This is a genomic window from Janthinobacterium sp. GL_088, from assembly GCF_057837845.1.
The window spans coordinates 5,488,755-5,503,474 of the sequence record NZ_CM174453.1 but is presented as its reverse complement, the minus strand read 5'-3'; the positions used below and the strand labels follow the sequence as shown (position 1 = coordinate 5,503,474).

The following is a 14,720-nucleotide window of genomic DNA, read 5'->3' as shown; positions in this document are numbered from 1 at the left end:
GGCAGTACGAATAGTACGGCGAGGCACTGCAACGCAGCCATGGACGTTTTTTCAGGTGCTCCTCTTAAATGCGCTCGGCGGCTTCGACCGTGTTCATCAGCAGCATGGTAATCGTCATCGGACCCACGCCACCCGGTACGGGGGTGATGTGGGAGGCGACTTCTTTCACGCCGGCAAAATCCACGTCACCGCACAGCTTGCCTTCATCGTCGCGGTTCATGCCCACGTCGATAACGATGGCGCCCGGCTTGACCATGTCGGCCGTCAGGGTGTTGCGGCGGCCGACGGCGGCCACGACCACATCCGCCTGGCGCGTGTACAGGCCCAGGTCCGGCGTCGCACTATGGCAGATGGTGACGGTAGCGTTCGCTTGCAAGAGCAGCAGGGCCATCGGCTTGCCGACCGTGTTGCTGCGGCCGATGACGACGGCGTGCTTGCCGCGCAAGTCGACGCCCGTGCTTTCGATCAGTTTCATGCAGCCATACGGTGTGCACGGGCGGAAGCCGGGCAAGCCCGTCATCAGTTCGCCTGCGCTCAGGACGGAATAGCCGTCCACGTCTTTCGTCGTGGCGATCGCTTCGATGACCTTGTGCGGGTTGATGTGTTTAGGCAAGGGCATTTGCACGAGGATGCCGTGGATGGCAGGGTCGGTATTCAGGCTGGCGATACGCGCCAGCAAGTCCGCTTCGGACAGATCCGCTTCATATTTCTCCAGCACCGAGTGGAAACCCACGTCGCCGCACGCCTTGACCTTGTTGCGGACGTACACCTGGCTGGCCGGGTCTTCGCCGACGAGAATCACGGCCAGGCCGGGCTGGGTGCCCTTGGCCGTGAGGGCGGCGGCGCGCGTGGCGATCTCGCTGCGCAGTTTTTGGGAGAGGGCGATTCCGTCGATCAGTTGTGCTGGCATGGTAGGAGGCTGTGTGGGAGGGAAAAGACAGATTATAAAGCCGGGCGGTGCAAAGGGGCGGTTTTGGCGCCAAGCCGTTATGTTAAAAAGCGGGCCAGAGACGCGAGCCGGAGAAAATGCCGATGGCGGCGTTGCAGCTCCTTGCCGTACTGACGTACTGTCTGTGTCGCCGCGCCTTGCCCTCGACATTTTTCAGGCCCGCCTGGCCCGGCATAAAAGCGGGCCAGAGACGCGGGCCTGAGAAAATGCCGATGGCGGCGTTGCAGCTCCTTGCCGTACTGGCGTACTGTCTGCGTCGCCGCGCCTTGCCCTCGACATTTTTCAGGCCCGCTTGGCCCGGTATGCCTGTGCGGGCGACCAGGGTGTACATTCGTTTTGCTGCGTGCACATTCTAATTTCCGAACAGAATTTGCGGCAGTGCAGCATAAATTTCATAGGGCAATTTCATAATATGAAATGCTATATCGTAATTTGAAAAATAGTAAATACGCTGTTAGAATCCCCACACTAAACCGACTTAATAGTAAATAATCAGCGAAATACCGTCCGACAGCGATCCGGAAAATCGGGGTGGGGCGTTCACAAAGGAGACTCAACAGATGTCAGCTCAACTGAACCAGGTAACGACACAGATCGGCACCGACCCGGATATGCAGGAAACCAAGGAGTGGCTGGACGCGCTCGAAGCCGTTCTGGAAAATGAAGGCCCGGAACGCGCGCATTACCTGATGGAGCGCATGGTTGACCTGGCCCGCCGCCGCGGCGCCCAGATCCCGTTCTCCAGCACCACCGCCTACGTCAATACCATCCCCACCAAGCAAGAAGCACACTGTCCCGGCAACCTAGAATACGAAGAGCGCCTGCGTTCGTGGATGCGCTGGAATGCCATGGCCATGGTCGTCAAGGCCAACCGCGCTGACGGCGATCTGGGTGGCCACTTGTCCTCGTTCGCTTCGCTGGCGAACATGCTGGGCATCGGTTTCAACCACTTCTGGCACGCGCCAACGGCCGACCACGGCGGCGACCTGCTGTACATCCAGGGCCACTCCTCGCCCGGCGTCTACGCGCGCGCCTTCCTCGAAGGCCGCCTGACGGAAGAGCAAATGCTGAACTTCCGCAAGGAAGTCGACGGCAAGGGCCTGTCCTCGTACCCGCATCCTAAATTGATGCCTGACTTCTGGCAGTTCCCGACCGTGTCGATGGGCCTGGGCCCGCACATGGCGATTTACCAGGCGCGCTTCCTGAAATACCTGCACGCACGCGGCATCGCGAAAACCGACAACCGCAAGATCTGGGCCTTCTGCGGCGATGGCGAGATGGACGAGCCGGAATCCCTGGGCGCGATCGGCCTGGCCGCACGCGACATGCTCGACAACCTGGTCATCGTGGTCAACTGCAACCTGCAGCGCCTGGACGGCCCTGTGCGCGGCAACACCAAGATCATCCAGGAACTCGAAGGCGAATTCCGTGGCGCCGGCTGGAACGTCGTCAAGGTCATCTGGGGTCCGGGCTGGGACGCCCTGCTGGCGCAAGATAAAGAAGGCATCCTGCAGCGCGTGATGATGGAAACCGTCGACGGCGAATACCAGAACTATAAGGCCAAGGATGGCGCCTACGTGCGCAAGCACTTCTTCGGCAAGCATCCGAAGCTGCTGGAAATGGTTGCCAACATGACGGACGACGACATCTGGCGCCTGACCCGTGGCGGCCACGATCCGCACAAGATCTACGCGGCATTCAAGATCGCCCAGGAACACAAGGGCCAGCCTACCGTCCTGCTGGTGAAAACCATCAAGGGTTACGGCATGGGCAAGTCGGGCGAAGCGCGCAACACGGCGCACCAGACGAAAAAACTCGACGACGAAGCCATCCGCGAAATGCGCGACCGCTTCTCGCTGCCTATCCCTGATGACAAGCTGGCCGACATCCCGTTCTTCAAGCCAGCCGACGACGCGCCGGAAATGGTCTACCTGCACGAGCGCCGCAAGGCCCTGGGTGGCTACCTGCCGCAGCGCCGCCAGAAGTCGGAAGAAACCCTGCCGGTGCCTGGCCTGGACGCCTTTAAAAACGTGCTGGAAGCGACGCCGGAAGGCCGCGAAATCTCGACCACGCAAGCGTTCGTGCGCGTCATCTCGACCCTGCTGAAAGACCCGAACCTGGGCCAGCGCGTGGTGCCTATCCTGGTCGATGAATCGCGTACCTTCGGCATGGAAGGCCTGTTCCGCCAGATCGGCATCTACAACCCGAAAGGTCAGTTGTACGAGCCGGTCGACAAAGACCAGGTCATGTACTACCGCGAAGACAAGGCTGGCCAGATCCTGCAAGAGGGCATCAACGAAGCGGGCGGCATGAGCTCGTGGATCGCCGCAGCGACGTCGTACTCGACCAACGACCGCATCATGATCCCGTTCTACACCTTCTACTCGATGTTCGGCTTCCAGCGCATCGGCGACCAGGTATGGGCTTCGGCCGACATGCGCGCCCGTGGCTTCCTGATGGGTGGCACGGCTGGCCGTACGACCCTGAACGGCGAAGGCTTGCAGCACGAAGATGGCCACAGCCATATCTTTGCCGCGACCATCCCGACCTGCATGCCGTACGATCCGACCTTCAGCCATGAAGTCGCCGTCATCATCCAGGACGGCCTGCGCCGCATGATCGCCAACCAGGAAGATGTGTTCTACTACATCACGATCATGAACGAGAACTACGCCCAGCCAGGCATCAAGCCAGGCCAGGAAGAAGGCATCCTGAAAGGCATGTACAAGCTGCAGGAAGGCCAGGCGGACGCCAAGCTGCGCGTACAACTGATCGGTTGCGGCACCATCCTGCGCGAATCGATCTTCGCCGCCGAGCTGTTGCAAAACGACTGGGGCGTGGCAGCGGACGTGTGGTCGGCGCCGTCGCTGACCCTGGTGGCCCGCGATGGCCAGGATGCGGAACGCTGGAACATGGTCAACCCGTCGAAAGAGCAGCGCGTGCCTTACGTGACGTCGCTGATGCAGGACACGGACGGCCCGATCGTCGCCACGACCGACTACATGCGCGCGTTTGCAGAACAGATCCGCGCCTTCATGCCGAAGGGCCGCACTTATAAAGTGCTTGGTACCGATGGCTTTGGCCGCTCGGACAGCCGCGCCAAGCTGCGCGAGTTCTTCGAAGTGAACCGTTATTATGTCACCGTGGCCGCGCTCAAATCGCTGGCTGACGAAGGCAAGATCGACGTGTCGGTGGTGGAGCAGGCGATTGCCAAGTACGGCATCGACGCGAACAAACCGAATCCGGTGACCCAGTAATCGTTGTGCGGACCCGATGATGCCAGGGCGGTGCGAAAGTGCCGCCCTGGCGTGTGTGCGGGTCCATCTGACAAATAAAATAACGGAGCAAGCTATGAGCATTGTGGAAGTCAAAGTCCCGGATATCGGCGATTTCAAGGAAGTCGAGATCATTGAACTGATGGTCAAGCCAGGCGATACGGTCAAGGTTGACCAGTCCCTGATCACGGTCGAATCGGACAAGGCCAGCATGGAAATTCCATCGAGCCACGCCGGTGTCGTCAAGGAATTGAAAGTCAACGTGGGCGACAAGATCGCCGAAGGTTCGCTGGTCCTGCTGCTGGAAGTGGCGGACGATGCGTCGGCGCCTGCGCCTGCGCCAGCCGCCGCCGCACCAGCTGCCGCACCTGTCGCTGAAGCCGCCCCCGCCGCGGCCGTGCCAGCAGCTGCCCCTTCCGGCGCGTCGGCCCTGGTGGAAGTGACCGTGCCCGATATCGGCGACTTCAAGGAAGTCGAAGTCATCGAACTGATGGTCAAGGTCGGCGACAGCATCAAGGTCGACCAGTCGCTGCTGACGGTCGAATCGGACAAGGCCAGCATGGAAATCCCATCGAGCCATGCCGGTATCGTCAAGGAATTGAAAGTCAAGGTCGGCGACAAGGTTGCCAAGGGTTCGCTGGTACTGGTCGTGGAAACGACGGGCGGCGCTGCCCCTGCCGCTGCTGCACCAGCCGCCGCGCCAGCGCAAGCTGCCGTCGCACCAGTGGCCGCCGTCGCTTCGGCGCCGGTCGCCGCTGCTGCACCAGCTCCTGCTGCTGCCGCGGCTCCTGCCGTGAATGGCAAGCTGGCGCACGCCTCGCCGTCGATCCGCAAGTTCGCGCGCGAACTGGGCGTGGACCTGACCCGCGTGGGCGGTTCCGGTCCGAAGGGCCGCATCACCCAGGAAGACGTGCAGAACTTCGTCAAGGGCGTGATGTCGGGCGCTGTCGCCGCGCCAAATGCGCCGGTCGCCAAGGCCGGTTCGGGCGTGGGCCTGGATCTGCTGCCATGGCCGTCGCTGGACTTCAGCAAATTCGGCACGACCGAATTGCTGCCGCTGTCGCGCATCAAGAAAATCTCGGGTCCTAACCTGCACCGCAACTGGGTCATGATCCCGCACGTCACGCAGTTCGACGAAGCGGACGTGACGGACCTGGAAGCGTTCCGCGTCGACACCAACGCGGCCAATGCGAAGAACAAGGATGCGGCCAAGCTGACCATGCTGGCTTTCGTCATCAAGGCGTCCGTCGCCGCGCTGAAGAAATTCCCCGCGTTTAACGCTTCCCTCGACGCCAAGGGCGAAAACCTGATCCTCAAGCAGTACTACAACATCGGCTTCGCGGCAGACACGCCGAATGGCCTGGTGGTACCCGTGATCAAGGGCGCGGACCAGAAGTCGGTGTCGCAGATCGCCCGCGAAATGACGGAACTCTCCTTGCAGGCGCGCGAAGGCAAGCTGAAACCGGCCGACATGCAGGGCGCCAGCTTCACGATTTCGTCCCTGGGCGGCATCGGCGGCACGCACTTCACGCCTATCGTGAATGCGCCGGAAGTCGCGATCCTGGGCCTGTCGAAAGCCTCGATCAAGCCGGTATGGGATGGCAAGACCTTCCAGCCACGCCTGATGATGGGCACCTCGCTGTCCTACGACCACCGCGTGGTCGATGGCGCGATGGGCGCGCGATTCTCCGTGTACCTCGGCGAAGTCCTGGCCGACATGCGCAAAATTCTGCTGTAAGGAGCGATTGATGAGCACAGTAGAGGTAAAAGTACCGAATATCGGCGATTTCAAGGAAGTCGAAGTCATCGAACTGATGGTCAAGGTCGGCGACACAATCAAGGTGGACCAGTCCCTGATCACGGTCGAATCGGACAAGGCCAGCATGGAGATTCCATCGACCCACGCGGGTGTCGTCAAGGAGTTGAAAGTCAAGGTCGGCGACAAGATCGCCGAAGGCAGCGCATTGCTGGTGGTGGAAGCGTCGGAAGGTGCTGCAGCTCCCGCAGCCGCACCGGCGGCCGCTCCTGCGCCTGCAGCGGCACCGGCTCCTGCAGCGGCGGCACCAGCTGCAGCCGTTGCCGCCATCCCGGCCGGCAATTACAGCGGCCAGGTTGACATCGATGTCGACATGATGGTGTTGGGCGGCGGTCCTGGCGGCTATTCGGCGGCGTTCCGCGCGGCCGACCTGGGCATGTCGACGGTCATCGTCGAGCGCTACGCCACCCTGGGCGGCGTGTGCCTGAACGTGGGCTGCATCCCGTCGAAGGCGTTGTTGCACGTCGCTTCCGTTATCGATGAAACGGCGCACATGTCCAATACGGGCGTGACGTTCGCCAAGCCGACCATCGACATCGACCAGGTACGCAAGTACAAGGAAGGCGTCATCTCGAACATGACGGGCGGTCTGGCCGGCATGGCCAAGGCGCGCAAGACGCAAGTCGTCACGGGCGTGGGCCAGTTCCTCTCCGCGAACCACATCGAAGTGACGGCAGGCGACGGTTCGAAAAAAGTCGTGCAGTTCAAGCAAGCCATCATCGCCGCCGGTTCGTCCGTGGTGAAACTGCCCTTCGTGCCGGAAGACCCGCGCATCGTCGATTCGACGGGCGCGCTGGAGTTGCGCCAGATCCCGAAACGCATGCTGGTCATCGGCGGCGGCATCATCGGCCTGGAAATGGCGACGGTCTATTCGACCTTCGGCGCACGCATTGACGTGGTCGAAATGATGGATGGCCTGATGCAGGGTGCGGACCGTGACGCCGTCAAGGTGTGGCAGAAGTTCAACGAGAAGCGCTTCGACAACATCATGACCAAGACCAAGACGGTAGCCGTCGAGGCACTGCCGGAAGGCATCAAGGTCACGTTCGAAGCGGCCGAAGCGGGTGCCACGGCGCCGGCGCCACAGATCTACGACCTGGTACTCGTCGCCGTGGGCCGCAGCCCGAACGGCAAGAAGCTGGCCGCCGACAAGGCCGGCGTGCAGGTCACGGACCGCGGTTTCATCAACGTCGACAGCCAGATGCGCACCAACGTGCCGAACATCTTCGCCATCGGCGATTTGGTCGGTCAGCCGATGCTGGCGCACAAGGCCGTGCATGAAGGCCACGTGGCCGCGGAAGCGGCTTCCGGCCAGAAGTCGCACTTCGACGTCAAGGTGATTCCATCGGTCGCCTACACGGATCCGGAAGTGGCATGGGCCGGCATTACGGAAGACGAAGCGAAAGCCAAGGGTATCAAGGTCGAGAAGGGCCACTTCCCTTGGGCCGCTTCCGGCCGCGCCGTGGCCAATGGCCGCGCCGAAGGCTTCACCAAGCTGCTGTTCGACGCTGAAACGCACCGCATCATCGGCGGCACCATCGTCGGCACGCATGCAGGCGACATGATCGGTGAAATCGCGCTGGCCATCGAAATGGGCTGCGACGGCACCGACATCGGCAAGACCATCCATCCGCATCCGACCCTGGGTGAGTCGATCGGTATGGCCGCCGAAGTGTACGAAGGCGTGTGCACGGACTTGCCGCCACCGCGCAAGCGTTGATGTTGTAGCGCTGTGTCGTAACACTAAAAACCCCGCAAGCGATTGCGGGGTTTTTTATTATCCAACTACGATTGAAAGCCTTTAGTCGGCCCGCACGCGGGCGACAGGTGAACGATGAAGCGGTGAAATCGCACTGGCCATCGAAATGGGCTGCGACGGCACCGACATCGGCAAGACCATCCATCCTCACCCGACCCTGGGTGAGTCGATCGGCAGGTTGGCAAAAGCGCGCCGAAGCAGGCGTGTGCACGGACTTGCCGCCACCGCGCAAGCGTTGATGGCTTAGTCGCACGTTGTAGCACTCAAAAACCCGCAAGCGATTGTGGGTTTTTTTATATCCCTTGATCTCGGCAGCATAAACCGCAGACAGCCTGTGGCAGATCCGCCTGATGTGAACATTGGTGAGTATTGCCGTGTGGAAAAAGTGGCAGAATGGAGGTCTGTCACCATGTTCTTCTTTTTGCTTCAATGGAAGCGTGTGATTTTTCCAGGAATGTTGCCAGCGTGGGGTTCGGTCAAATTCCGCTGTACTGAAAGAGTTTTGCAACAATGAAAAAATTTACCGCCCTTCATATTGCCGATGTCCGTTTGCGCCGGGCCGATGAGCAAGAGCAAGCCGTGATGCTGCATGCCTTGTACCAGGATGTGGCCGCCATCCTGGCGGCGGGCAAGAAGATCGATGCGATTTTCTTCACGGGCCAGCTGGTCGCGCTGGACGCCTGTGCCGGCACGACGCCCGTGTACGTCTACGAATACTTCCTGCGCCCCTTGCTGCAGGCGGCCAGCTTGCCCGGCGCGCGCTTCTACCTGGTGCCGGGCAGCCGCGCGCAGGGTGTCGCGGCGGCGGCGCTGGGCAATGCCGGCTTCAGTTTTTTCTCCGCCGACGAGCACGCCAGTGCCGAGCAGCGTGCACACTACAAGAATATCCACGCCGTGTTCCATGGCCACCAGCATACGGGCGATGCCAGTTCGCTGATGAAATCGCTGGGCATCTTGTTCAAGAGCAATCCCGGCAGCCTGTACGGTGCGCATGGCCAGATGGCGGCGTTCGCCGTGCTCGAGTTTGGCGCGGACGCGGTCGCCACCGATGGCGGCGCGGCAGGCTCGCAGTGGACGGTGTCCCTGCGCGAGTTCGATGACGTGAGCAAGAACTTCGCCCTGTCGGTACTGTACACGCCGAATGGCCAGGAAACGGGGCAGATGGATGCCGAGTATGTGTTTGCCACCTTGTTGCCGCAGCTGGCAGGCGAGCGCGCCTATCTCGATGGCTTGCTGGGCAAGGCGGGCGCGCCGCAGCGCGTGGGTGCCGGCGAGGCAGCCGATGCGCGCGAATTCCTGATGGAGCTGGCGTTCGTGATGTTCGAAGCCAAGACCGTCTTCCTCAGCGCGGCGGAGCTCGAACGCTTTGCCAGCGACTATTGTGGCGTGAAGGGTTGGAACATGACGGCCGGGGATTGGCTGGCGCCGTTGTATGCGCATGGCTTGCTGCTGGGGGCCGATGGTCAGGTGGCGTTTTCCTTCGATTACTTCCGCACGTATTTCCTGGCGCAGCGCTTTGAAACCTCGTTCGACCTGATGCGTTATGGCCCGGACCGTTACGACGGAAGTGAGTATTCACTCAGTCTTGATGGCGCGTCGGCGGCCCAGCCTTTTCTGCGTGCGCTGGGCTTGAGCGATGAACACGCCGAAGCGGCGGTGCCGGAAGACTGCCGCCGCCCTGGCTGATTTTCCCGGCCAGCTGTCCCGCGTCAGTCCGCCAGCGGCTGGCGCAAGGTGCCGTGCAGGAACAGGTCGAGACTGATCGCCACCTTGGCGCGCAATTGCGCCACGTCCGGTTGCGCCTGTGGTGGAAACAGCAGGCGCGACATCTGGTCGCCCAACAGGCAATTGAGCAGGTGCAGCGCCAGGATGGATGGCGTCAATTCCGCGCGAAACAGGGGCGCGATGTCGGGGCGGCTGAAAAACTTGGTCAGCATCTCGCGCGTCTGTCCCGGTCCCACCTTGTAAAACGTTTCCGCCAGTTCCGGATGCGTGGCCGCTTCGGCCACGACCATGCGATTGAGGCGAATCGCCGCCGGCATGGTGACGAGCTGCACGAACAGCAGGCCGAACTCGCCGAGGATGGCGGGCAGGGGGCGCATATCCGTTTCCAGCGCCGGCATGGTTGAGAAGTAAGAGGCGCGGCGCAATTCCACCACGGCATTGAACAAGCCCGACTTGCCGCCAAACTTCACATAAATCGTGCGCACGGCCACATGGGCTTCGCGGGCGATCATTTCCAGACTCACCTTCCCATATCCCTTTTCCAGAAACAGGCAGCCGGCCGTGTGCAGCAGGTTTTCCATGCGCGCTTCCATGTCGGCCGCGCGTGGACGGCCGGCAGGCTTGCCGCAGCAGGAAAGGTCCTGGGCGGCGGCGTCGGATTCTTTATCGGTTGGCAAGGTATCGCTGAGGCCGGGATCGGGCATGGTCTGGGTCTCTTTATAAGGTGGAAGGTAAGTGATGGCTCACACTGTAGTGCAAATTAAAATGAAATGCAATCGTTTCATTTCTTGACTTTGGCTTTTCTTTCCCCAATAATGAACCTACATCATTTCATTTCCGGAGCGAGTATGTCCAACCAGCCAGGCCAAGCAGAGCACAAGGTGCTGAGCGCCGTCCCACCCGTGGCCCCGGCCGCCCCTTCCGCGCCTGCCGCTGCCGCCAGCTCCGCCCCACCGAACAACCGCGTGAAAATCATCGCCGGCCTGATCGTGCTCGTGGCGCTGGGTGCCGGTGCCCGCATGTGGTACCGCAGCCACTATTTCGTGGAAACGGAAAACGCCTACGTGGCCGGCCACGTGCACCCTGTTTCGGCGCGCATTTCCGGCGTCGTCACCAAGGTTTTCATCGACGACAATCAAATCGTGAAAGAGGGCGACGTGATCGCCGAACTCGACCCGTTCGACCAGCGCGTGAAAACCGAACAGATCGCCGCGCAGATCGCCAGCGCCGAGCAGCAAGTGCTGCAAGCGGACGCGCAGATCGCCCAAGTGCAGGCGCAAGCCAGTGGCGCCCAGGCGCAAGTGGCGCAAGCGGACGCGCAATTGCTGCGCGCGAAACAGGATGCCGAGCGCTATGGCCAGCTGTACACGAGCCAGATGAAAGCCGTCTCGAAAGCGGAACTCGATGCGGCCAATGCGGCCCGCTCGAGCGCCGTGGCCGACCTGGCCGCCCGCCGCGACAGCGCTTCCGCCGCCAAGGCACAGATCGGTGCCGCGCAAGCTGCGCGCGACGTGGCCAAGGCGCAAGTGGCCGTGCTGCGCGTGCAATTGAAGGACGCGGAACAGCAGCTGCAATACAACCGCATCCTGGCCCCCGTCGCCGGCCGCATCGGCAAGCGCAACGTGGAAACGGGCATGCGCGTGCAGCCTGGCCAGCAATTGACGGCCATCGTGCAGGACAACGTCTGGGTCACCGCCAACTTCAAGGAAACGCAGCTGGCCGACCTGCACCGCGGCCAAAGCGTGCACGTGAGCATTGACGCCATGCCGGGCAAGAAACTGGTGGGTACCGTGGACAGCTTCGCCCCTGCCTCGGGCGCGCAATTCGCGCTGCTGCCGGCCGATAACGCCACCGGCAACTTCACCAAGATCGTCCAGCGCGTGCCCGTGAAAATCGTCTTCCAGCCGGAAGACATCAAGGCCATGAATGGCCGCCTGGTGCCGGGCATGTCAGTGATCGCCGAAGTGGAAGTGAACCAGCCCGCATCGGCCCAGGACAAGGCCGAGGCCGCGCGCCACGCCGCCGCGCCAGCTGCTCCCGTCGCCCAGACCACCACGCGCTAAGCTTCCATGAGCAGCCCCTCCACCACGCTGGCGAAGCCGCCAGCGTTTCCCGTGATCGACGAGAAAGTCTCCGGGCGCACCTGGCTGGCGGTCGCCGCCGGCATGCTGGGCGCCTTCATGGCGGTGCTCGACATCCAGATCACGAATTCATCGCTCAAGGACATCCTTGGCTCGCTGTCGGCCACCCAGGAAGAGGGCTCGTGGATTTCCACGGCCTACCTGGTCGCCGAAATTATCGTCATTCCCCTCACCGCGCTGCTGGCGCGCGTGTTCGGACTGCGCACCTACATGATCGGCACCACCGCTTTCTTCCTACTGTTCTCCACCCTGTGCGGCGCGGCCTGGAATCTGGAAAGCATGATCGTTTTCCGCATGCTGCAGGGATTCACCGGCGGCGCGCTGATCCCGATGGCGTTCACCCTGGTGATGCTCAAGCTGCCGGCGTCGAAGCGCGCCGTCGGCATGGCCATCTTCGGCTTGACGGCCACCCTGGCGCCGGCCATGGGCCCGACCCTGGGCGGCTATCTCTCCGAACTGTATGGCTGGCCCTCGATCTTTTACATCAACTGGGTGCCGGGCGTGCTGCTGATCGCCGGCATGATCTATGGCCTGGACAAGGAGCCGATGCAGCTCAAATTGTTCTGGAAAGCAGACTGGCTGGGCATCTTCTTCATGGCCCTGGGCCTCGGTTGCCTGACCATCTTCCTAGAAGAGGGCAACTCGAAGGACTGGTTCGACTCGGGCTTCATCATCGCCTTTGCCGCGCTGGCCCTGACGGGCATCCTGGGCTGGGTCGTCACCAGCGCCACGCGCGCCGAGCCGTTCGTCAACCTGGGTCTGTATGGTCAGCGCAATTTTCTCGTCGCCACGGTGCTGTCGGCCGTGACGGGCATGGGCCTGTATGGCTCGGCCTTTTTGCTGCCCCTGTTCCTGGGCCAGATCGCCGGCTATTCGCCGATGCAGATCGGTGAAGTCATCATGTGGGTGGGCTTGCCGCAGCTGTTCATCATGCCCTTCGTCGCCAAGCTGTCGTCCGTGGTGGATAACCGCATCCTGTGTTCGATCGGCCTCTTGCTGTTTGGCGGCTCGTGCATGATGAATGCCTACATGGACGCTTCCACCGGCTACGACCAACTGCTGTGGTCGCAGGTGGTGCGCGCGCTGGGCCAGCCCTTCGTCATGCTGACCCTGTCGAACTTCGCCATGAAGGGCATCGCGCCGAAAGACATGGCGTCCGCTTCGAGCCTGTTCAACATGACGCGCAACCTGGGCGGCTCGATCGGCATCGCCCTGCTGGCCACGGCCCTGAGCACGCGCGAGCACTTCCACTCGCAGCGCCTGGGCGAAGCGATCAATGCGTATTCGAGCGCCACGCAACTGCGCATCGACCAGCTGACGTCATCGTTCATGGCCAAGGGCTATGACGCCGTCACGGCCGGCAACCAGGCCTTGCAGGCGATCGACGGCATCGTGCGCCGCGAAGCGTATGTGATGGCCTATAACGACGGCTTCTTCCTCGTCGGCGCCATCCTGCTGGCCTGCATCGTGCCCCTGTGGCTGGCCGACAAACTCAAAGCTCCCGGTGGCGGTGGCGGCGGTCATTGACCGCGCACAGTCCGTACGTGCAGCACCTCAAGAACAAGAAGGTATAAATCATGCAAACAGTATTGACGAAAATCGCGCTGGCCGCTTCCCTTGCCGTGGTGCTGTCCGCCTGCGGCACCGTGGGCCAGGATTTCACCGCCCCGGCGAACGTCGCCGGCAGCGACACCTTCCGCCACGGCGCGGCCGCGGCGGATGCGGCCCAGCTGCCCAAAGAGTGGTGGAGCATCTACGGCGACGCCACCCTGAACCGCCTGGAACAGAGCGCGCTGCAGGACAACCCCGGCGTCAAAGCGGCTGGCGAACGCCTGCTGCAGGCGCTGGCGCAAAGCGGCACGGCGCGCGCCAACCAGGGCCCGAGCGTGAACGTCAGCACGGGTATCTCGAACTCGCGCACCTCGGCCAACACCTCGCAGGGCCTGGCCCTGGGCAACCGCTCCATCAGCGGCAACAATTTTTCCGTGGGCGGCACGCTGTCGTATGAAGTCGACTTGCTGGGTCGCGTCAAACGCATGGTCGAAGCGGCCGATTCGCAGGCGCTGGCGGCGCAGGCCGACCGCGACGGCGTGCTGCTGATGCTGTCGGCGCAAGTGGCCAGCAATTACTGGCAGCTGCGCGGCCTCGATGCGGAAATGGCGATCCTGAATGGTGCGCTCGATACGCGCCGCGAATCGGCCCAGCTGGTCGAGGCGCGCTTCAACGCGGGCTTGACGAATGAGCTGGACCTGGCGCGTGCGAAAGTCGAACTGTCGAATGCGCAGTCCGACCTGCATGAAGTCAAGCGCCAGCGCAACCAGCTGGAAAACAGCCTGGCCACCCTGACGGGCAAGCCGCCGTCGGCGCTGCAGTTGCCGGTGGCTGCCGATCCCTCGGCCTTGCCGCTGCCGCCAGGTATCCCTGTCGGCCTGCCGGCCAGCCTGCTGTCGCACCGCCCGGACCTCGTTTCCAGCGTGGCGGGCCTGCGCGCGGCGAATGCGCAAGTGGGCGTGGCTGAAGGCGCGTTTTATCCGACGCTGCAACTGACGGGCAATTTCGGCTACGCCTCGGAAAAGCTGCGCGACCTGGCGCAGGGCGGTTCGCGCCAGTTCAGCTTTGGTCCGCTGGCCCTGTCCTTGCCGATCTTCGACGGCGGCCGCAACCAGGCAAACCTGGATTTGAGCAAGGCGCGCTATGCGGAAGCCGTGGCGAACCATGAAACCAAGCTGCTGACGGCCTTGCGCGAAGTGGAAGATGCGCTGTCCGACGTGGAGCAGCGCCAGTTGCAGGGCGACGCGCAAGCCTTGTCGCAGGCAGCGGCGGCGCGCGCCTACCTGGTGGCGCGCACGCGCTACGAGCGCGGCATCTCGACCTACCTGGACGTGACGGATGCGCAGCGCAGTTCCCTGGCGGCGGACCGCGCCGCCGCGCAGATCAAGACCCAGCGCCTGCTGGCCACCGTTGCCGTGGCCCGTTCTTTAGGTGCCGGCTGGCAGCCGGACGGCGAGTTGGCCAAGCTGGCTTCCGCGCCATCGACCGTCAAGTCGAACTAAGT

At 62.6% G+C, this 14,720-nt stretch carries 10 protein-coding genes; 7 read left to right on the top strand and 3 right to left on the bottom strand.

Going from position 1 to position 14,720, the window contains the following annotated elements:
* Nucleotides 1–64: 64 nt before the first annotated feature.
* Together folD and AC3IQ7_RS24570 are read right to left on the bottom strand one after the other, a co-directional pair.
* Complete coding sequence (gene folD, locus AC3IQ7_RS24575) at nt 65–910, bottom strand: bifunctional methylenetetrahydrofolate dehydrogenase/methenyltetrahydrofolate cyclohydrolase FolD (RefSeq protein ID WP_034747393.1); 846 nt, start codon at nt 908–910, stop codon at nt 65–67.
* A gap of 82 nt (nt 911–992) precedes the next feature.
* Nucleotides 993–1,280 carry a hypothetical protein gene (locus AC3IQ7_RS24570; RefSeq protein ID WP_489207545.1) on the bottom strand — a complete coding sequence of 96 codons (288 nt, stop codon included), beginning with the start codon at nt 1,278–1,280 and terminating at the stop codon, nt 993–995.
* Between the two features lie 229 nt (nt 1,281–1,509).
* On the opposite strand from AC3IQ7_RS24570, the gene aceE reads away from it, so the two are divergent.
* From aceE to AC3IQ7_RS24550, 4 genes are all read left to right on the top strand, one after another.
* Entirely contained in the window at nt 1,510–4,206 is a 2,697-nt protein-coding gene (aceE, locus tag AC3IQ7_RS24565) for a pyruvate dehydrogenase (acetyl-transferring), homodimeric type (protein WP_101482508.1), read from the top strand.
* Between the two features lie 94 nt (nt 4,207–4,300).
* Complete coding sequence (gene aceF / locus AC3IQ7_RS24560; protein WP_489207544.1) at nt 4,301–5,962, top strand: dihydrolipoyllysine-residue acetyltransferase; 1,662 nt, start codon at nt 4,301–4,303, stop codon at nt 5,960–5,962.
* Between the two features lie 10 nt (nt 5,963–5,972).
* Complete coding sequence (gene lpdA, locus AC3IQ7_RS24555; RefSeq protein ID WP_489207543.1) at nt 5,973–7,760, top strand: dihydrolipoyl dehydrogenase; 1,788 nt, start codon at nt 5,973–5,975, stop codon at nt 7,758–7,760.
* A 549-nt stretch (nt 7,761–8,309) separates the two neighbouring features.
* Nucleotides 8,310–9,485: a hypothetical protein gene (locus AC3IQ7_RS24550; RefSeq protein WP_489207542.1), complete on the top strand. Its 1,176-nt coding sequence runs from the start codon at nt 8,310–8,312 to the stop codon at nt 9,483–9,485.
* 23 nt (nt 9,486–9,508) lie between these two features.
* On the opposite strand, the gene AC3IQ7_RS24545 is transcribed toward AC3IQ7_RS24550, so the two are convergent.
* On the bottom strand, nt 9,509–10,228 hold the full coding sequence (locus tag AC3IQ7_RS24545; protein ID WP_489207540.1) for a TetR/AcrR family transcriptional regulator: 720 nt from the start codon (nt 10,226–10,228) through the stop codon (nt 9,509–9,511).
* A gap of 144 nt (nt 10,229–10,372) precedes the next feature.
* Here AC3IQ7_RS24545 and AC3IQ7_RS24540 point away from each other — a divergent pair, with 144 nt between their 5' ends.
* Genes AC3IQ7_RS24540 through AC3IQ7_RS24530 form a run of 3 tightly spaced genes read left to right on the top strand, consistent with a single transcriptional unit; the run spans nt 10,373 to nt 14,718 of the window.
* Complete coding sequence (locus AC3IQ7_RS24540; protein WP_489207539.1) at nt 10,373–11,587, top strand: HlyD family secretion protein; 1,215 nt, start codon at nt 10,373–10,375, stop codon at nt 11,585–11,587.
* A 6-nt stretch (nt 11,588–11,593) separates the two neighbouring features.
* Nucleotides 11,594–13,192, top strand: a complete 1,599-nt coding sequence (locus AC3IQ7_RS24535) for a DHA2 family efflux MFS transporter permease subunit (protein ID WP_489207538.1) — start codon at nt 11,594–11,596, stop codon at nt 13,190–13,192.
* 50 nt (nt 13,193–13,242) lie between these two features.
* Nucleotides 13,243–14,718: an efflux transporter outer membrane subunit gene (locus AC3IQ7_RS24530; RefSeq protein WP_489207536.1), complete on the top strand. Its 1,476-nt coding sequence runs from the start codon at nt 13,243–13,245 to the stop codon at nt 14,716–14,718.
* Nucleotides 14,719–14,720 lie beyond the last annotated feature (2 nt).

Bases quoted from the DNA above. Each gene is read 5' to 3' on its own strand.
- AC3IQ7_RS24540 (WP_489207539.1), top strand. From the start codon at position 10,373: ATGTCCAACCAGCCAGGCCAAGCAGAGCACAAGGTGCTGAGCGCCGTC.
- aceE (WP_101482508.1), top strand. From the start codon at position 1,510: ATGTCAGCTCAACTGAACCAGGTAACGACACAGATCGGCACCGACCCG.
- AC3IQ7_RS24530 (WP_489207536.1), top strand. From the start codon at position 13,243: ATGCAAACAGTATTGACGAAAATCGCGCTGGCCGCTTCCCTTGCCGTG.
- lpdA (WP_489207543.1), top strand. From the start codon at position 5,973: ATGAGCACAGTAGAGGTAAAAGTACCGAATATCGGCGATTTCAAGGAA.
- AC3IQ7_RS24545 (WP_489207540.1), bottom strand. From the start codon at position 10,228: ATGCCCGATCCCGGCCTCAGCGATACCTTGCCAACCGATAAAGAATCC.
- aceF (WP_489207544.1), top strand. From the start codon at position 4,301: ATGAGCATTGTGGAAGTCAAAGTCCCGGATATCGGCGATTTCAAGGAA.
- AC3IQ7_RS24570 (WP_489207545.1), bottom strand. From the start codon at position 1,280: ATGTACACCCTGGTCGCCCGCACAGGCATACCGGGCCAAGCGGGCCTG.
- AC3IQ7_RS24535 (WP_489207538.1), top strand. From the start codon at position 11,594: ATGAGCAGCCCCTCCACCACGCTGGCGAAGCCGCCAGCGTTTCCCGTG.
- folD (WP_034747393.1), bottom strand. From the start codon at position 910: ATGCCAGCACAACTGATCGACGGAATCGCCCTCTCCCAAAAACTGCGC.
- AC3IQ7_RS24550 (WP_489207542.1), top strand. From the start codon at position 8,310: ATGAAAAAATTTACCGCCCTTCATATTGCCGATGTCCGTTTGCGCCGG.